This window comes from Siminovitchia acidinfaciens (genome assembly GCF_003605385.1).
Classification (GTDB): Bacteria; Bacillota; Bacilli; order Bacillales; family Bacillaceae_C; genus Siminovitchia; species Siminovitchia acidinfaciens.
Map to the genome: position 1 here is coordinate 1 of NZ_QYTV02000013.1, position 18570 is coordinate 18570.

Sequence of the window (18570 nt, forward strand, 5' to 3'; positions counted from 1 at the left end):
GAGGATTTTAATTAAGTAAAAATAGGCTGTTAACCTATTGTAGTATCTCTGATATCACAGTAAACTCTAATTAAGCTTGTTAATGAGAATTCCCTTTTAATTATTTGCACTACAATCTTCAGCGGTTTCCTATCTATGCCTGCAATTCAGCAGGCTTTTTCTATTCAAAAAAAAGCCCCTCAAAAGAGAGGGGAGGTGCAAATGTTAATGGAGGGCATTATACATTATTGGCTGTTTACTTCTATTTAACCCCTCAACTTTTTAAGCAATTGCATATTTTGAGCTGCTGCACCGATGTAATTCTTAATGTCGTGTTTGGCTGAGAGTTTTTTTCCGATTAGCAAAAGCCCGGTCAGTGCCGGGGTTTTGCTTGTTATAAAAACACCCTTTCGAGTAAGAGGTTGTTTTTAGTCATTCAACTCTTTATATAACATAGGTCTTAAAAACATAAGTAAGTCTAGCATAGGTTGGTAAACACCTTGGATATGGTCTGTTGAGACAGTTTAATCCAAGGGGTTTTTGTTTCGTAAAATAAAGTTATTTAAAANGAGAGTTTTTTTCCGATTAGCAAAAGCCCGGTCAGTGCCGGGGTTTTGCTTGTTATAAAAACACCCTTTCGAGTAAGAGGTTGTTTTTAGTCATTCAACTCTTTATATAACATAGGTCTTAAAAACATAAGTAAGTCTAGCATAGGTTGGTAAACACCTTGGATATGGTCTGTTGAGACAGTTTAATCCAAGGGGTTTTTGTTTCGTAAAATAAAGTTATTTAAAAACTAAGACCATGTTATTCCATTAAAGGGCCAGATTGTTGAACAATGGATTTCTTCATTGGGTAGTTTATTGTAAGCTAAAACCAGATTGAAAAACTGGACTTAACGAAAGAAGGAGACAAGTATATGTTGGGTTATTATAGTAAGCTCTCTTCGGAGGTATATGACATAGACAAGTATGTCGGTCTTTCATTTGGAGACGTGGAATTTTATAGCGATAGATTGGCTTCTTGTACAGGTAATATTCTTGAACCAGGAGTAGGTACGGGTCGCATTCTTATTCCATTATTGGAAAAAGGCTTGAAAATTGATGGCTTCGATGTTTCCAATGAAATGTTAAAAATATGCCGAAATAATTGTGAAAAAAGAGGACTGAATCCAAAACTATTTGAAGGGAACATGGAATCAGTTTCATTGGAAACGGAGTACGAGGCGGTTATTGTGCCGACTGGAACATTTTTACTGCTACATAAAAGGGAGGATTCTCTTAGTGCTTTAAGAAATTTCTATAACCATCTTTCTGACGGAGGCAGGCTCATCATAGATATCTTTTTGCAAACTGATTTAACGGTTGGCAATGTATCGACAAGAACTTGGGAAACCCAGAATGGTTGTATGATCACACTGGAAAGTAAGATAGTCGAAGTCGATTATATCAGTCAATATACAATTTCCCATAACCGGTACGAAAAATGGAATAACGGCGAATTAATACAGACCGAATTAGAACGATTTCCACTTCGTTGGTATGGGGTTGAGGAGTTTAAAACAATCCTCGAACAGATTGGTTTTGAAGAAATAGTTATCTCGGCGGACTACAAGCATGGAAAATATCCTACAAATTCAACCCAGACAATAACATTTGAAGCTGTTGCTAATAAGTAACTCTGCAGCAATCGGGCGCATTTTTGAATAAGAGTGCGCTTCTTTTGAACCGGGCCAGTTTGTGGAGAAAAATAATAAACAAAAAAGGTCTACTTTAAAAAAAATGGGAGGATGAAAGTGAGGGGGAATTATTGAAACGAACAAAGAAAATTGTAGCTATTATTTCTTTTTTAACTTGGATAATTGGAGCATTCTTTATTTTTATCTTTTTTAGCCGAAGTGAAAGACCGATATTCATTCTGATTCTTGGTGCAACTGTAATTGCTTTTCAAAGCGTAGTGTCTAGATATTTGAAGAGTAAAGAGAAACTTAATTAAGCTAACGGGCGCATTTCTGGAAGAATTGTACTGAAGAATCTAGGACTAGGGGAAACGATCTTCAGTCACAAGGCGTATTAGGCGTATTAATTGAATAGAATGTTTTTTCAGTGGTGGTTTTTTATGATGAGCTTTTTTGATAGCAAATTTGAAAAATATTCTCATACAAGAAACATCATTGCTGGGAATTCTTTTGACCACATTTAACCATCTGACCACATAAATGACCACAAACCTTCTAAACGGAAATGAAATTTTATAAAAAAATCAATTTTAAAAAACTAGACACAATTAGTATTTTCATAGTTTGTGAAAGTCTACGAAATACAGCAAAAGCCACTTTTTAAACGGATCATGTAAATGAAAAAGGTGCTTTTTTTTAGACAAAGATGATTAAAAACCACTAGATTGTCACATACATGTTTCATAAACAATGAAAAAATTTCCTAATGAAGTATAATGAAAGTATAGGATGTCAAGGAGTGAGAGAGATATGACTGCTTATATGATCATTGCAGGGATTATTGTAAGTATAGCCGCTCTTGTCGGAACATTTCTTGTCGGAAGAGATGTATCAAGGCAAATGAAACAATATGAAGAAGAAGGAGACACGGCCGCAAGCGAATTGGCCAGGTCCCATGATTATGAAAAAACTTCATTGAAGTATAATATTAAAAGGCTGTCATGGATGTATGCAGCACTAATGTTCGTCGTTCTTATTGTCTCTATCGGTATCGCCTATTATGGAAAATAATCAAGCATCTTTTAGATGCTTGATTTTTTTTTACCATAAAGGCTTTTTCAAGGCATTTGGAAAATGAAAAAGTTCGGCGGTAGTATGTTGAATGGAGAAAGCCTCCTGAATATGCAAGTGCTATTTACATAATGTTTGCTCATCGTGGCTGATCAAGGCGCTTGCGCTATTGCTGTAATATCCGAACGTTTAATTGACAAAAAAATAAAACAATCGTTTAAATGTTGACCATCCCAAGATTTTCATGCTATTAATATTAAAGTGAAAAAACAATATATGTTTAGGAATATGGCATAAGCGTTTCTACCTGATAACCGTAAACTACCGGGCTATAATGAATGGAAATTAGTGTTTTATATTAAATAAATACATTCCACTATTTCTGAATGTAATTCCGTAACCTGGGTAGGAGTATATCCCGGGTTTTTTTGAATTACATGAACCGCAATAGGGAGGTGAAAAATTTAAGCATAAATAGGAACAACCAGGCTCTAGTGAATGGATACGAATATCTATCCATGGGTTCGGGAGACTATACTAGGGAATTGTTTTGGAATGGGAACACATTAAGATCATTGATTGCATTACAAAGTTTTAAATCAAAAACATGGCAGTGAAGCAGCCCTGCGAATTGCAATATTAACAATTTTTAATAAAAAGGATGCGAATTTTGAATGACTAAAAAAAATATTTATTTTAATCATGACGGCGGAGTCGATGATCTTATTTCATTATTTTTATTACTGAAAATGGAGAATGTCAAATTGACAGGTGTATCGGTTATTCCTGCCGATTGCTATTTAGAGCCGGCGGTATTTGCAAGCCGAAAAATTATTGATCGCTTTGGAAACGGCGGTCTTGATGTAGCTGAGTCAAATTCACGCGGAAAAAACCCTTTTCCAAAAGATTGGCGAATGCACGCTTTTTATGTAGATGCACTACCGATTTTAAACGAATCTGGAAAAATCATCACACCAGTAGCGGATAAGCCGGCACATCTCCATATGATTGATGCTATTCGAAATACCACTGGAAAAACAACTTTATTATTCACTGGACCTCTTACTGACCTTGCTCGTGCATTGGATGAAGCTCCAGATATTGAAGAGAAAATTGAAAGACTTGTTTGGATGGGCGGCACTTTTCGAGAGGCCGGAAATGTTCACGAACCTGAACATGATGGAACGGCTGAATGGAATGTCTTTTGGGATCCGGAAGCCGCTGCCCGGGTATGGGAAACTGACATAGAAATTGATTTAGTTGCGCTCGAAAGCACAAACCAAGTACCTTTAACCTTGGATGTTCGTGAACGATGGGCAAAAGAGCGTAAATATATAGGGGTTGATTTCCTCGGCCAATGTTATGCTATGGTGCCGCCGCTTGTTCATTTTTCAACAAATTCCACCTACTATTTATGGGATGTGTTAACAACTGCATTTATTGGCAATAGTGATCTTGTTAAGGTACAAACGGTTAATAGTGTTGTCATCACAGATGGCCCAAGTCAAGGACGTACAGTTGAAACACCTGATGGGCGACCGGTGAATGTAGTTTATGACGTGAATCGTGATGCGTTCTTCGATTACATGACGGAATTAGCTAAGCAGGTAACCGGGGAGAATTCCCAATGATAGGGAAAAAACGGGCTATTATTGATACGGATTCAGCCGGCGATGATACAGTGTCATATTAAGAGCTTTACCAGAAGGAGATATTCATTCATTGCAATGGCAATTAAAAAAGATCCAACAATTGTTACCAGTCCCCTTCAACTTTAGATTATGAGTGGTACGAAGAATACCTTAGGACAACCCCGGTTGTATTATAATTTCTGGGTTGAGGCCGAAGCTGCAAAAATGTATTTCATTCAGGTTTTCCAATCACAATAGTTGGTTGGAAATGTGTATAAAATCTTAAATTTTGGATGACAATGATCACAAATACATTGCAGCATGAAGATGAATATAATGTACACATTTAAATGGTACTTGATCGGAACGCATTCAAAAAATGTAATTGAAGAATTGTGTTCGACATAGTGAAAGTCAATCAGCGGTCGTTTTCATCCATCCCTTACTTATTGCTAATCACGCAGAGCCTGAATACATTTTCTAAGGGCTGAGGCCCAAAGAAAACCTTATTTCACCAAGCGGCTTTACTGGCAACCGGTTTCTAATCTTTGAGAAGGGGGTATTGACAATTACGGAGGCAGTCTGATTGTGAGAATGAAGAGTGGCAGTTTCCAGCCTTCTCATTTTTAAATCCTACGTCTTTCGACTATGAAAAGAAAGGAAAGGTTTATGCAATACTTATGGGGAATAATAGGAATTATAGGTATTTTATTAATAGCATTAGCTTTTTCTAAACATCGTAAGGCAATTAATCTGAGAACTGTAATTGGCGCGTTTGCCATTCAGTTTCTTTTTGCTTTAATCGTATTGAAATGGAGATTCGGAAAACAGATTCTTGAATATTTCTCAATGGGAGTTCAAAAAGTAATTGATTCTTCAAATGCAGGAATTCAGTTTTTGTTCGGAGGGGTACTAGGCGCGGAAAATGCAGGATTTACTTTTGCATTACAAGTTTTACCCATTATCATATTCTTTTCTTCATTAATTTCAGTTCTCTATTATTTAGGGATAATGCAGTGGGCAACTAAGATAATTGGTGGATTTTTAGCAAAAGTACTAAAAACGAGTGAAACTGAATCAATGTCGGCATCTGCGAACATTTTTCTAGGTCCAACGGAAGCTCCACTAGTCGTCAAACCATATATTGAGAACATGACCAGATCTGAGTTATTTGCAGTTATGGTCGGAGGATTGGCATGTGTATCTGGTGCAGTTCTAGGTGGATATGCAATGCTTGGAGTTCCACTGGATTATTTGCTCGCAGCAGCATTTATGGGTGCTCCAGCAGGGTTATTATTAGCCAAACTTATCATGCCCGAAACCAAGAGGGAAAATATTGTTGAACGTGTTCAGATGATAAAAGATACTGAGTCAAGAAATATCGTTGATGCAGCTTCTCGTGGAGCGATGGAAGGGTTAAAAATCGCTGCAGGTGTTGGGGCACTTTTACTTGCATTTATTTCCTTGATATTTTTACTTAATACGATAATTGGCTGGCTTGGTGGCATTTTTGGTTTTGGTACATTAACATTAGAACAGATTTTAGGTTATCTGTTTGCACCGATTGCCTTCCTTATCGGTGTTCCATGGGATGAAGCATTAAAAGCTGGCTCTTTTATCGGTCAGAAGTTCGTTTTAAACGAGTTTGTAGCTTATACTGCTTTTGCCCCTGAAATAGCTAATCTTTCTGAAAAAAGTGTTGTTATCATTAGTTTTGCACTTTGCGGATTTGCTAATCTAGCGTCGATGGCAATGGTAATTGGCGGGTTGGGGGGAATTGCTCCTTCAAGAAGGCAAGATATTGCAGAGATGGGTTTACGAGCAATAGTAGCGGCGACATTAGCTAATCTATTAAGTGCAGCGATTGCTGGAATGCTCATCTAGACAGGATATTCTCCTGTCTTTTTGTATACCCGGTGACAAAATGAAAATGAAAATACTGTAAGGATATTCCGCAGTCGGGCGCAGTTCTTAAATAAGCAATGAGAAGCTGTGAAATCGTCCAACCTGGCTACAACGCTGCCAAAGGCCTGTTTCGAATAAAAGTTTCAGTTGAAATGTTTTTCATTAAAAATTAAACAACTTAAATTTGACCTCGCCTGAAAGTCAGGGCGAGGTTATGTGTGTTTAGCATATTATATAAATTGAATAAAACTTTTACCATGGTGACCTGCGGCATGGGAAAAATCACCTTAGACGGTTTCGGTACTTTACCCCCGTACGAGTGGAAAAGTGGGAAATACGGGCAACATCGTAGTAAGAAGGGGCAACTTTGATCGAAGATTATGGGCGTATAAATTATTAATTTCTACCCATATAAAATGAAATAACTTATTGTTTACAAACATGGAAGTCAAAACTATAAATCATCATGATGGTGTCAAATGAGAAAAAAATAGTCGATAAGAATTTATAGTATACCGTTCTATGCTTTCAATTGCTATAATAAATAAACTATTGGAAAGGGGACGTGGCCAATGGACAAATACATAATCGCTATCGATCAGGGGACAACAAGTACAAGAGCAATTCTTTTCAATAAAAAGGGTGAGGTTGTTAATATTTCACAGCGAGAATTCACCCAACACTTTCCTCACCCTGGCTGGGTCGAACACGATGCAAATGAAATTTGGGGTTCGGTATTGGCAGTACTCGCTACCTGCTTGACCGAAGCAAGAGTCAAACCTTCCCAGATTGCGGGAATAGGCATCACCAATCAAAGGGAAACTACTGTTATTTGGGATAAAAACACAGGACAGCCAATCTACAACGCTATCGTATGGCAGTCAAGACAAACGGAGGCAATCTGCAGCCAATTGCGTGATCAGCAACTTGAAGACAAATTCAAGGAAAAGACCGGACTGTTAATTGATCCATATTTTTCAGGAACAAAAGTAAAATGGATTCTAGATCATGTCGATGGAGCTAAGGAAAAAGCAAAAAGCGGCCAACTCTTGTTCGGTACGATGGACTCATGGATCATCTGGAAACTCTCTGGCGGTCAAGCTCATGTGACAGATTATTCCAACGCATCCAGGACTTTATTGTTCAACATTCATACGTTGAAGTGGGATCAGGAATTGCTGGACATCCTTGATATACCAGCTTCAATGCTTCCAGAAGTAAGACCATCGTCCGAAATATACGGAAATACAATTCCACAGCACTTTTTTCAGCAGGAAGTGCCCATTGCGGGAGCGGCGGGAGACCAGCAGGCTGCATTGTTCGGACAGGCATGCTTTGAAACGGGCATGGCTAAAAACACATACGGAACGGGCTGCTTCATGTTGATGAATACGGGGGGAAAACCTGTAACCTCAAAACATGGACTACTGACAACCATCGCTTGGGGGTTGGAAGGAAAAGTCGAATATGCTCTTGAAGGGAGCATATTTGTAGCCGGTTCTGCCATTCAATGGTTAAGAGACGGGCTGAGAATGATTGATGATTCTCCTTCCAGCGAAAATTACGCCATGAGGGTGGATTCCTCGGATGGTGTGTATGTCGTTCCTGCATTCGTGGGACTAGGGACACCTTATTGGGACAGTGAAGTGCGCGGCGCCATTTTTGGGTTGACAAGGGGGACTTCCAAGGAACATTTCATTCGTGCGACTCTCGAATCGCTGGCTTACCAGACAAAAGATGTTTTAATGGCCATGGAAGCGGATTCCGGTATTTCCCTAAAAAAACTGCGGGTGGACGGTGGAGCTGTAAAAAACAATTTCTTGATGCAATTTCAAAGCGATCTGCTAAGAGTAGGGGTGGAAAGGCCCAAAGTCAATGAAACCACTGCTTTGGGAGCGGCTTACTTAGCAGGATTGGCTGTCGGTTATTGGAAGGATAAAGAAGAAATTGATCTAAGGTGGTCTCTGGATCAAGAGTTCCACCCAAGAATGCCCGAGAATCAATCGATAAAATTATTTAAAGGCTGGAAAACAGCGGTAAAAGCAGCTACAGCTTTTAAACTGAACTGATGGGCCAATAAAAGTGGGTGAAAAAGCGATGATTTTCTCTTCTTTGGCAAGACAACATATTATCGATGAAATGACATCAAGAGAATATGATTTGTTGATTATCGGGGGCGGCATTACAGGGGCAGGAATTGCTTTGGATGCGGCAGCACGCGGAATAGATACGGCCCTTGTGGAAATGAATGATTTCTCATCAGGAACATCCAGCCGGTCAACAAAATTAATTCACGGCGGGCTTCGCTATTTACAACAGGGCGAAATAAAGGAAGTGGCGGAACTCGGGAGGGAAAGAGCCATTGTATATAATAACGGCCCACATATTACAACCCCGATCTGGATGATGTTGCCTTTTCATCGTGGAGGTACTTTTGGGAGATGGACTACATCCTTGGGGCTGACAATGTATGATTCCCTTGCACGTGTAAAAAAAGAGGAAAGAAAGAAAATGTTATCACCAGAAGCAACTTTGGAAATAGAACCGTTGTTAAAAAAAGAGGGGCTGCTGGGGGCAGGAAAGTATGTGGAATATCGCACGGACGATGCACGCCTGACAATTGAGGTATTGAAAACAGCTGCTCAAAATGGTGCGGATATCATTAATTATGTACAAGCGGAGTCATTTGAATATAACCACGATGGAAAAATCGCAGGTGTGCATGTTAAGAATAGACTCAGCGGGAAAATCAGTAAAGTGAAAGCAAGAATTGTGGTCAATGCCGCTGGTCCTTGGGTGGATGCTGTTCGCGCCGCTGATAGAACCGGCTCAAATAAAGAAAAGCATTTGAAGCTTTCCAAGGGAGTCCATATTGTCATTGACCAAACCAAATTTCCCCTCCGGCATGCCGTCTATTTTGATGCACCTGACGGTCGGTTAATTTTTGCAATTCCAAGGGATGGAAAAGCATATGTTGGAACGACAGATACCTTTTACACAGGTGATCCTTCCACTCCAAAAGCGGACAAGGAAGACCGAGATTATTTACTTGGATGTATTAAACATTATTTTCCAGATGTACAATTAACAATAGACGATATTGAATCAAGTTGGGCAGGAGTCAGACCGCTCATATATGAAGAGGGAAAGGCATCAGTGGAAATTTCGAGAAAAGATGAGATTTGGGAATCACAAACTGGCCTGATCACGATAGCAGGCGGCAAGTTGACCGGTTACCGAAAAATGGCTGAGAAAGTGGTTTCACTTGTAGTTAAAAGGCTGCTCACAATGCGAAGAGGAGCGTTTGCGCGGTGCACAACTAAAGAGTGCGTCCTGTCAGGCGGTGAGGTCGGAGATGCGGATCAATTCTTACAATTTATCAACCATCATGCAAAGAAAGCGGCCACTTTCGGTTTAACAGAGCAGGAGGGCCGCTATCTGGCTTCAAAATACGGCTCGAATGTTGGGGTGTTATTTAATTGGTCATTGGATGCAGAGCCGTCGGCCGACCGTCTTTTGTTTGCGGAGTTAATGTATGCTATGAACGATGAGATGGCGGTAACACCTTCGGACTTTTTCATCAGGCGGACGGGAGATCTTTATTTTAATATTCAAAGGGTCAAAAGATGTATGTTTGAAGCGATCAATTTAATGTCAGAGACCTTGAGTTGGTCAACTGAACAACAAAGGACATATGAACACGAGCTCGATATTTATATAAAGCAGGCAATACTTCCCGAAGATTTTTGATTCCTCACCAAGCCTAATGATGTTTTCTTCCTTTGGGTGGAAGCATGTTAAAAAATGCTAATACCGAATCATTTCTTTTCTGTACGATGTTTTCAGTTGTTCAACGAAGCGCTGGCCGCGCGTCCACATGCTATCCATGTAAATAGAAGTTTAGTACATACCGGCTGAAGTCTATTTTTGCAAAGTCTCGATCAGCTGATACGGGCCTGCCTGCTTACTTTGCAAACCATCCTCATCAGCGCACGATGTGCAGGAGGAAATATGGCGAAGAAGGCGTCCATTGTTTTTCGAAAAGGCATAGGGCAGATGACGGGTTTATTTTTATGGATTCCATTCAAAGTGATTTTAGCGAGCTTTTCCGGTGTCATCACCTTCTGCTTCTCCAATTGATTCATTATCAGTGATTTATTAATATTAACTGCTTTAGCTTTTTCAAAGATGGGTGTGTCTACGAACGCAGGGCAAAGTGCGCTTACCTTAATTCCAAATTGTTCTGCTTCATAATGCAGTGACGTAGTCAGTCCGACTACTGCGTGTTTTGTCGTGGAGTAAACGGATGAGACGGGAGAAGGTCCAAGCCCAGCCGCTGATGCGGTGTTGACAATATGACCGAAGCCCTGCTCTTTCATGATGCTATATCCAGCCTGGGTGCCGTGAATCACACCCCATAAATTAATGTCCATCATTTCTTTCCAATCATCGATCGTCATATCAAACAGCTCGCCATACATGGCAATTCCAGCATTATTAAAGAGGTAATCAAGCCGGCCATATTCTTCATACGTGTCTTTTATGAGCCGGTCAACTTGTGTAAAATCGGTAACGTCCAAATATTCATACCTAGAATTCAGCATTTTTTCGTTAAAATTGGACTCTAAATCCCGTCCTTCCTTTTCATTGATATCGGCAATGATGACAAAAATTCCTTGTGAAACAAGCTCGCTGCATAGCGCCTTGCCGATTCCAGAAGCTCCTCCAGTAACAATAGCGGTCTTTTTCTCCGTTTTCATCAATATCCCTCCGGATTTGGATAGTTAAAGCTATTATTCTGGGCTTACGCCAAAATACCTGCCAGATCTAAAATTAACTATCATTTGAAGTTGGTTAAATAACGCGAACCGATAAATGCCTAAAGACAAAAACTTGTTCATAGCCGATGAAAAGATATTTTGATAAAAACATCACTTCTGTTAATATGGGAATAAGCATGCAGATGAAAGCAGTGAAACAATTGAATAGTAATCAAAAACTATTAGTACTAGTCGGTCCAACGGCAGTCGGGAAGACTAAAGTAAGTATTGAAATAGCCAAAGCATTCAATGCCGAGATCATTAGCGGGGACTCGATGCAGGTGTATACAGGCATGGATATTGGAACGGCTAAAATCAAGCCAAAGGAAATGGAGGGGATCCCTCATCATCTTTTGGATATCAGGCAGCCGGACGAGTCGTTTTCTGTTGCAGAGTTCCAAACCGCTGTCAGGCAGAAAATTGATGAAATCACCGAACGTGGCTCCATTCCGCTCATAGTTGGAGGGACAGGGCTTTATGTTCAATCAGTCATCTATGATTACAGGTTTTTAGAAATGGAAGGGGATCCTGCATTCAGATCCGAATTGGAGAAAAGGGCAGTTGCAGGAGAAAGCACTGAGTTGTACAAAGAGTTGCAGAAAGTCGACGCGGAAAGCGCTGCTGGGATTCATCCGAATAATGTAAAGCGAGTTATTCGCGCCTTGGAAATTCATCATTTGACAGGAAAAAAGATGAGTGACAAGCCTAAAGCACACAATAACGAATTATTATATGATACCGCACTTATCGGATTGAGCATGGATCGGGATAAACTGTATAAACGGATCAATAAACGGGTAGATTTGATGGTGGAAGAAGGACTTGTGGAAGAAGCCAGGCACTTTTACGAAAAAGGCATCCGTGATGTCCAGTCCGTCCAGGCAATCGGATATAAAGAGCTATATGAATATTTTTCCGGCAATCTTTCCCTTGATGCTGCAGTGGACTTACTGAAAAAAAACACACGTCGCTACGCTAAACGGCAATTCACATGGTTCCGGAACAAAATGGATGTTACCTGGTTTGATATGACTAATGAAGGGGAACACTTGAACAAAATAGAGGAAATTATTGATTTTATTGCAGGAAAGCTACAAATAAAGGCGAATACATAACTAATAGAGAAAAAGAGGAGGCCATCAGATTGAAACAACCCGTCAATATTCAAGATCAATTTTTAAATCAGTTACGCAAAGAAGGAATTCCTGTCACCGTTTTCCTCTTGAACGGTTTTCAACTCCGTGGGCAGGTGAAAGGATTCGATAACTTTACCGTTTTATTTGAAACAGAAGGTAAGCAGCAGCTAGTATTCAAACATGCGATATCAACATTCTCGCCGCAGAGGAACGTTCAGATAAGCTACGAGGAGCAGTAGAATAACAAAAGCGCAGGCGCCTTTGATCAGCCCCGACAAGCACAAGACGATTCCAGAGGAGGAAGTTCTTCAGCCAAGCTGCTGATTTCCACCGCATCATGTGAAAACTTTTCTGAAAATGCTTCAAGCGGCTTTGCGACGAGTTGAACCAAGACTTCTTAGAATATGCTTTGGCGCAGGAGCACACTTTTCCATGCATGCTTGTGACCGCGAGGGGCTAGGCGCTGGCCGTCTTAAAGCGCCACTAGGACATCCTGTCCGTCGGAGCTGGACGTACTACAAATAGATAATAAGTTATCTATAAACTTAAGCGGTATTAATTACGCTAGACAATAAGTAAAAACGCATCGAAATTTCGATGCGCTTTTTATTTATTCAAAAGACTGACACAACCGAACACAAATCGCATCTAATGATGCAATTTGTGTTCGGTCTTTTTGTTTGATTGATGCAAAATGTGTTCAAATGGGAGTTTAAAGTGTACGCAAGCATTGTAAACGGTAACAATTCAGTTTGGCACAGTTTTTGCAATTGTAAATAATCGAATGACAAATCAGGAGGGGTACGAATGGGAGAACTGATTTTTACCTTTTGTTACGGCGGTGCATTGATTGTTGCAGGTATTCTCGTAAAAGTAATGACGTCCAAGCAAGTATCAGAAAAAGTAGAAAGGGAAGAAGAGTTTAGCAAAAACAGGCAGGGGAGTGTGATTTGACATGGCTTTTTCAATCGGCATTTTAGTATCTTTTGTTATTTTCATGGTCATAGGAATCGGCTTATCAAGAAAAGTGTCAAGCGTTGAGGAATATTATGTAAGTGGCCGTAATGCCGGCACTTTGTTAATTACAGGATCCCTGGTGGCTTCCTTTTTAAGTACAGTCGCTTTCATGGGAGAGGTTGGATTTTCTTATGACGGCTATCCAATTCTATTATTGATATTAACGATATTTAACGCAAGCGGCTACGTTTTCGGGGTATTGTTTTTCGGTAAGTACCTTCGCCGAAGCAAGGCGCTTACGCTGCCAGAGTATTTTGGAAAAAGATATGATTCATCGAAGGTAAGAACATTGACAGCTGCTACTACCATTTTCGGCGTTTCAGCCTATTTGATTGCCGTTACACAAGGCGGTGCTGTTTTATTATCGGAAATTCTCGAAGTGAAATATGCTTTTGCACTTATTTTAATGTGGGTTGTATATACTTCTTTCACCACTTTATCGGGAGCGAAAGGAGTCTTAGTGACAGACACGTTCATGTTCCTGCTCTTTTCAATAGCGACATTCATTTCGATTCCGCTCATTATAAAAGCAGTTGGCGGCTGGCCTGGGGCGGTTACGGAAGGCGCAACATTGGCTGCAAGGCCAGACTTATTAAGCTGGCATGGAATTACCGGTGAAGGGGCCTATATGGGGACGCCGGGAGAAGCACTTGCCTGGGCAATCATTATGGGGCTCGTTTGGGGATTCGTCATCGCGGTTTCTCCTTGGCAGACAAGTCGTTACCTGATGGCTAAAAATGAGCACGTTGCTATCCGTTCAGGTGTAATTGCGATGATTTCATTAATCACGCTTTATTTATTCTTGCAAATTGGTACGTCACTGGTTTCTGTGGTCAATCCTGATATTGTCCCATCGGAAAAAGTGTTCATCTGGGCTGCGCAAAACCTGCTTCCGACAGGTGTCGGGGTTATAGCTGTAAGCGGAATATTGGCTGCCGCCATCTCGTCCTGCTCCACGTTCCTTCAGTTGATCGGTAACAGTGTGACTCGTGACCTTCTTCCAAAGGCGCAGCAAGGACAACTGCCTGATAAGCAGGCATTGAAGCTCAGCCGGATATCCATGCTTGGTGTTAGTGTCATCATTTTATTGATTACATTTTGGCAGCCGCCATCTGTCATGTGGATCGGCTATTTTGCGGCCACATTATTTGCTGCATCATGGGGACCGGCAGCGTTTTTCAGTATATATTCAAAAAAGGTTACAAAAACAGCGGCTTTTTGGAGCATTATTTTTGGATTCCTCGGGGTTGTCGGCGGTGAAGTACTCAAACTGTTGGGAGTCTCTCTTCCGATTTATCTGCATCCGGCCATTATCGGATTTGCGTTGAGTACAATCACAATCATTGTTGTCTCTCAATTTACGACAGTTACCGAAGCGGAGCGCACGTTCCAGGCTCAGTTAAGACAGTTACCTGCTGAAGAACTGGACAGCAAAGAACAAAAGTTGACGGCTAGATACCCGTATTTTCTTATGGCAAGTGGAATTCTAATAATTCTTATTACATTCATTTTTTATTATCTGCCGATTTCAAAGGTTGCATTTTAAGGAGGGTTTGACGTTGACGGTATGTTATGTGCCTCTTTTGGATGGAAAACAGATTAAACCATCAGCTCACGGTCTTCTGAAACAAGCCAAAAGGCTAAATAACAGAGTGATTGCATTAATCGTCCACTGCGGGATAGATGAAATTCATCCCCCGTTGGATTGCGACGAAATACATCTAATTGAACTATCGGAAGAAATGTGGCCAATTGCAGCTAACCATATGAGAGCGTTTGAAAAGTTTCAAAATGGTCGTAAGGAGGAAGCCGTTTTATTCAGCGCTTCCCCGTTGGCCAATGAAATAGCAGCCGGACTGGCATTCAAACTGGACCGGCCGATTGTTAATAAAGTGATGGATGCTTTTTATAATGATCAGCACCTGTCTATCAAAAAAGAAGTCTATGGAGGAAAAGCCTGTTTATATGAAGATAGCGCTTTAGGAAGCATCATCACATATGATCCGGCATTTCTGCCATATGCAAACAACAATGCTAACAAGGACGTACCAGTTTTCCGTTCGACTATGGATGTCGAGCCAAACACAAGCATCCGCTTTATCGAGAGTAAGAAATTGAGCTGGGAAGATATTGGTTTGACGGAAGCTAATTGCGTAATTGGAGTAGGAAGAGGAGTACACAACGCGGACATCGGCAATCAGCTGGAGCAGATTGAAGAACTGGCAAAAATATTAAACGCACCTATTGGGGGTAGTAAAGTGGCTGATGAGCTAAAGCTCATACCAAGAGAAAAACGCATTGGATCAAGCGGCGTCTCATTGGAAGAAGCAGACATTTACATTTCTATTGGAATATCGGGTTCATCGCAGCATTTGGAAGGAATTAAAAACGTCAAACATATCCTGGCTATCAACAACGATGCTGCAGCACCTATTTTCAAACGCTCCGACTTGGGTATAATCGGTGATTTTAAAGAAGCGATCCCTCTCTTGATCGACATCATAAAGAACAAAAGTGGAGTGAATAACAGTGAGAATACTAGTCATCTTAAGGCAAGTGTATGAGCAAAAATCCATTCACTGGGATTACGAAAACAATGATTTCAAGAACAGGAAGGCCACAATCAATCAGGCAGACTTGAATGCTCTGCAATGGGCTAGCGATTATTCAAAGGAACATAATGCCTCCATTGATGTTTACATTTTGGCAGATGGAGAGTGCAATGAAACTTTGAAAGAAAAACTGGCAAGGTTTCCGCTAAATACATGCACACATATCCCAAAAAGCGGGAACGAGCAGGCCGACGCACACTATCTGGCATCATCTATTGAGCAAGGCATGTATGACTTAGTTGTCTGCGGTGATGAAACTGAAGATGAGCACAATTCGTGTTTGCTCCCGCTGTTGGGATATTCTCTCGGCATGGATGTTCTGACCTCTGTCCACCAAATTGAAGCTAAGGGGGCACAGCACCTGCTTGCACACCGCAAAGAGGAAAGAGGAGCAACACAAATATTTGATATCCAATTTCCAGTTGCCCTGTCCTTTACCACTCAAATCAGTAAGTTGAGATACAGCAGACATTTTCAATATGAAATCGAAATCACGAAAAGAGAACGAGTTGACCAGATTCCCAGATCTCACAGAAGGCTCGGCTCCCCTGAACCGAATATTATTTTTGGAAAAGTGCCCGAGGAAGAGAATCCTCTGGAACGATTGATGAATGTAATGGGATTTTCTAACAACAGCGATACCGGTCTGTCGCAGCAAACAAATGCATTATCAGAGGAGCATCTTCATTTCACAGCAGAGCGTCTGATGAAATGGTTAAAGGAGTAGAACGAAATGGAGATAAGAAGAGATACCTTTTGGAATATTTCACCGGAAATGCAAATTTGGTTTTATGTACTTGCAGGTGTCGCAAGCGTCATTTTCTTATACGGATTTTACCGCAGATACAGACTCTGGAACAGAGGTCGGAAAGAAAAGATTCAATGGAAAAATTTAAAAGATAATTTCAGCTATTTTTCACGGCTTGCTGTCAGACAGACAAAATTAAAAAAAGATAAATTAGCCGGTACAATGCATAAAATGATCGCCTACGGCTTTACAGCATTATTTATTGGAACTGTCCTAGTTTTTATCGACCAGGACTTCAGAATACCCATATTGCAAGGTAAATTCTATTTGATCTATGAGCTGGTACTGGATATTTTTGGCCTGGCATTCATCATTGGACTCATCGCTTTCCTTTTTATCAGAGGAGGAAAGTTCAGAAGACGAATGCTTCAAAGTAAAATGGATTACCTGTTCCTTATATTATTCATATTGATCGGAATCGGCGGCTATATAACAGAAGGGATCCGTTTGAGTGAGACAAATATCCATTACGCTCATTGGTCTCCAGTTGGGTATGCACTAAGTCATTTATTTTCAGGGAGCATGCTGTTCAATGGAGATACGTATTTATTCTGGTGGCTTTCCCATGCCTTGTTTGCATTTGTGTTGATTGCAATGATCCCATTTACGAAGCTGCTGCATGTGATAACCGCGCCACTTAACATTTTGATTTCGCCAGTCAAGCGTACAGGTGAATTTGATGCGGTGGTGCTCTTGAAAGACGATCAAAAAGAACGGGTTGCAGTCGAAAGTGTTTATGATTTTACAAACTTGCAGCTGCTGAGCACGGATGCCTGTACGGAGTGCGGAAGATGCGATCAAGTATGTCCCGCTAATTTAAGCGGGAAGGATCTGGCACCAAGGAACATCATCATGAAAATCCGTGAAAATATGCATGAAAATAAGCTCATCTCCTCATTTATTTCTGCAGAAGAATTAAAGCAGTGCACCAACTGCAGCGCTTGCGTGGAAGCCTGTCCGGTATCTATTAATCACGTTGATTTGATACTTGCCATGCGCAGAGGAGCGTTGCCTGAAGAATTGTTGAATCCACATGCGGAAGAGGCCCTTGTGCATTTGGGCCACGATCAGAACATTTGGGGTTCGCCTTGGTCCGAACGGGAAGATTGGACAAGGGGTTTGAATGTACCGGTATTAAGAGATTCAAAAAATACATCGAAGGAGGCATAACATCATGGAAGTATTATTTTGGGTAGGATGCGCGGCAGCTTATGACCCGCGGTTAAAACGGATTGCCGCTGCATTTGCAGATATCATGAACAAAGCGGAGGTCAGCTTTGCAATATTGGGAAATGAAGAACGGTGTACCGGAGATATTGCCAGAAGGATGGGTGATGAAGATCTATATGAAAATCTGGCGAAAACGAACATAGAAACATTGAACAGACATGGAGTGACTTCGATCGTCACTACCTGCCCGCACTGTTTCAACATGTTCAAAAACGAGTATCCAAAACTGGGCGGAAGTTTTGAAGTCGAGCATTATACAACATTTATTTATAAATTGATTGAGACTGGAAGATTAAAAGTTCCTAAAACAGAAAAGAAAGAAATCATCACTTACCATGATCCGTGTTATCTCGGTAGACAAAACGGCATTTTTGAAGAACCGAGAAGCATTCTTGAAATCCTTGGATATGAAATAAAAGAAATGGAACATACGAAGGAAAAATCATTCTGCTGCGGCGCAGGCGGCGGAATGATGTTCCAGGATGTGGACAAAGGTGAAAAAATTAATAATGTCAGAGCGAAGGAAGCTGTATCGACAGGCGCATCAACAACAGCAACAGGCTGCCCGTTTTGCTTAGTCATGATGGAAGAGGCAATCGGGGCGATCAACCAAAAGGATGGGACCAATTATTTCACACGTGATATTGCAGAAATCGTCAATGAGCTGACAGAAGGGAGATAAC

At 40.8% G+C, this 18570-nt stretch carries 16 protein-coding genes and 1 riboswitch; of the genes, 15 read left to right on the forward strand and 1 reads right to left on the reverse strand.

The window, feature by feature from the left end; all coding sequences use genetic code 11:
* The first annotated feature begins 898 nt into the window (after nt 1-898).
* The 7 genes from D4T97_RS18795 (at nt 899) to D4T97_RS18825 (ending at nt 10014) form a co-directional block, all read left to right on the forward strand.
* Nucleotides 899-1657: a class I SAM-dependent methyltransferase gene (locus D4T97_RS18795; protein WP_126052312.1), complete on the forward strand. Its 759-nt coding sequence runs from the start codon at nt 899-901 to the stop codon at nt 1655-1657.
* Nucleotides 1658-1788: 131 nt separating this feature from the next.
* Entirely contained in the window at nt 1789-1974 is a 186-nt protein-coding gene (locus tag D4T97_RS20675) for a hypothetical protein (RefSeq protein ID WP_126052313.1), read from the forward strand.
* 493 nt (nt 1975-2467) lie between these two features.
* Nucleotides 2468-2728 (forward strand): hypothetical protein, encoded by a 261-nt coding sequence (locus tag D4T97_RS18805; protein WP_126052314.1) that lies wholly within the window; start codon nt 2468-2470, stop codon nt 2726-2728.
* A gap of 252 nt (nt 2729-2980) precedes the next feature.
* Nucleotides 2981-3080, forward strand: a riboswitch (purine riboswitch).
* Between the two features lie 322 nt (nt 3081-3402).
* Nucleotides 3403-4359 carry a nucleoside hydrolase gene (locus tag D4T97_RS18810; RefSeq protein ID WP_126052315.1) on the forward strand — a complete coding sequence of 319 codons (957 nt, stop codon included), beginning with the start codon at nt 3403-3405 and terminating at the stop codon, nt 4357-4359.
* 669 nt (nt 4360-5028) lie between these two features.
* Nucleotides 5029-6243 (forward strand): NupC/NupG family nucleoside CNT transporter, encoded by a 1215-nt coding sequence (locus D4T97_RS18815; RefSeq protein WP_126052316.1) that lies wholly within the window; start codon nt 5029-5031, stop codon nt 6241-6243.
* Nucleotides 6244-6836: 593 nt separating this feature from the next.
* Nucleotides 6837-8333 (forward strand): glycerol kinase GlpK, encoded by a 1497-nt coding sequence (gene glpK / locus D4T97_RS18820; RefSeq protein ID WP_126052317.1) that lies wholly within the window; start codon nt 6837-6839, stop codon nt 8331-8333.
* A 28-nt stretch (nt 8334-8361) separates the two neighbouring features.
* Nucleotides 8362-10014 (forward strand): glycerol-3-phosphate dehydrogenase/oxidase, encoded by a 1653-nt coding sequence (locus D4T97_RS18825; protein WP_126052383.1) that lies wholly within the window; start codon nt 8362-8364, stop codon nt 10012-10014.
* Between the two features lie 191 nt (nt 10015-10205).
* Here D4T97_RS18825 and D4T97_RS18830 read toward each other — a convergent pair whose 3' ends face one another.
* Entirely contained in the window at nt 10206-11024 is an 819-nt protein-coding gene (locus tag D4T97_RS18830; RefSeq protein ID WP_126052318.1) for an SDR family NAD(P)-dependent oxidoreductase, read from the reverse strand.
* Between the two features lie 203 nt (nt 11025-11227).
* Between D4T97_RS18830 and miaA the strand changes: the two genes are divergently transcribed.
* The 8 genes from miaA (at nt 11228) to D4T97_RS18865 (ending at nt 18569) form a co-directional block, all read left to right on the forward strand.
* The gene (gene miaA / locus D4T97_RS18835; RefSeq protein ID WP_126052384.1) at nt 11228-12199 is read left to right on the forward strand and encodes a tRNA (adenosine(37)-N6)-dimethylallyltransferase MiaA; all 972 of its coding nucleotides are present in this window, start codon (nt 11228-11230) and stop codon (nt 12197-12199) included.
* A 29-nt stretch (nt 12200-12228) separates the two neighbouring features.
* A complete protein-coding gene (gene hfq, locus D4T97_RS18840; protein ID WP_126052319.1) occupies nt 12229-12459 on the forward strand; it encodes an RNA chaperone Hfq in 231 nt (76 codons plus the stop codon).
* Nucleotides 12460-13027: 568 nt separating this feature from the next.
* Nucleotides 13028-13174: a hypothetical protein gene (locus D4T97_RS20615; RefSeq protein WP_164525643.1), complete on the forward strand. Its 147-nt coding sequence runs from the start codon at nt 13028-13030 to the stop codon at nt 13172-13174.
* A gap of 1 nt (nt 13175) precedes the next feature.
* Nucleotides 13176-14783 (forward strand): sodium:solute symporter family protein, encoded by a 1608-nt coding sequence (locus D4T97_RS18845; RefSeq protein ID WP_126052320.1) that lies wholly within the window; start codon nt 13176-13178, stop codon nt 14781-14783.
* Between the two features lie 13 nt (nt 14784-14796).
* Nucleotides 14797-15801, forward strand: a complete 1005-nt coding sequence (locus D4T97_RS18850; protein WP_126052321.1) for an electron transfer flavoprotein subunit alpha/FixB family protein — start codon at nt 14797-14799, stop codon at nt 15799-15801.
* Nucleotides 15767-16576 carry an adenine nucleotide alpha hydrolase family protein gene (locus D4T97_RS18855; protein WP_164525644.1) on the forward strand — a complete coding sequence of 270 codons (810 nt, stop codon included), beginning with the start codon at nt 15767-15769 and terminating at the stop codon, nt 16574-16576. Before D4T97_RS18850 ends, D4T97_RS18855 begins: the two co-directional genes overlap by 35 nt.
* 6 nt (nt 16577-16582) lie before the next feature.
* Nucleotides 16583-17827 (forward strand): 4Fe-4S dicluster domain-containing protein, encoded by a 1245-nt coding sequence (locus D4T97_RS18860; RefSeq protein WP_126052323.1) that lies wholly within the window; start codon nt 16583-16585, stop codon nt 17825-17827.
* 4 nt (nt 17828-17831) lie between these two features.
* Nucleotides 17832-18569, forward strand: coding sequence for a (Fe-S)-binding protein (locus tag D4T97_RS18865; protein WP_126052324.1), 738 nt, complete (start codon nt 17832-17834; stop codon nt 18567-18569).
* The last annotated feature ends 1 nt before the right edge of the window (nt 18570 follow it).

Coding starts and splice junctions, on each gene's coding strand:
- D4T97_RS18795 (WP_126052312.1), top strand. CDS start 899: ATGTTGGGTTATTATAGTAAGCTCTCTTCGGAGGTATATGACATAGAC.
- D4T97_RS18805 (WP_126052314.1), top strand. CDS start 2,468: ATGACTGCTTATATGATCATTGCAGGGATTATTGTAAGTATAGCCGCT.
- D4T97_RS18810 (WP_126052315.1), top strand. CDS start 3,403: ATGACTAAAAAAAATATTTATTTTAATCATGACGGCGGAGTCGATGAT.
- D4T97_RS18815 (WP_126052316.1), top strand. CDS start 5,029: ATGCAATACTTATGGGGAATAATAGGAATTATAGGTATTTTATTAATA.
- glpK (WP_126052317.1), top strand. CDS start 6,837: ATGGACAAATACATAATCGCTATCGATCAGGGGACAACAAGTACAAGA.
- D4T97_RS18825 (WP_126052383.1), top strand. CDS start 8,362: ATGATTTTCTCTTCTTTGGCAAGACAACATATTATCGATGAAATGACA.
- D4T97_RS18830 (WP_126052318.1), bottom strand. CDS start 11,024: ATGAAAACGGAGAAAAAGACCGCTATTGTTACTGGAGGAGCTTCTGGA.
- miaA (WP_126052384.1), top strand. CDS start 11,228: ATGAAAGCAGTGAAACAATTGAATAGTAATCAAAAACTATTAGTACTA.
- D4T97_RS20615 (WP_164525643.1), top strand. CDS start 13,028: ATGGGAGAACTGATTTTTACCTTTTGTTACGGCGGTGCATTGATTGTT.
- D4T97_RS18845 (WP_126052320.1), top strand. CDS start 13,176: ATGGCTTTTTCAATCGGCATTTTAGTATCTTTTGTTATTTTCATGGTC.
- D4T97_RS18860 (WP_126052323.1), top strand. CDS start 16,583: ATGGAGATAAGAAGAGATACCTTTTGGAATATTTCACCGGAAATGCAA.
- D4T97_RS18865 (WP_126052324.1), top strand. CDS start 17,832: ATGGAAGTATTATTTTGGGTAGGATGCGCGGCAGCTTATGACCCGCGG.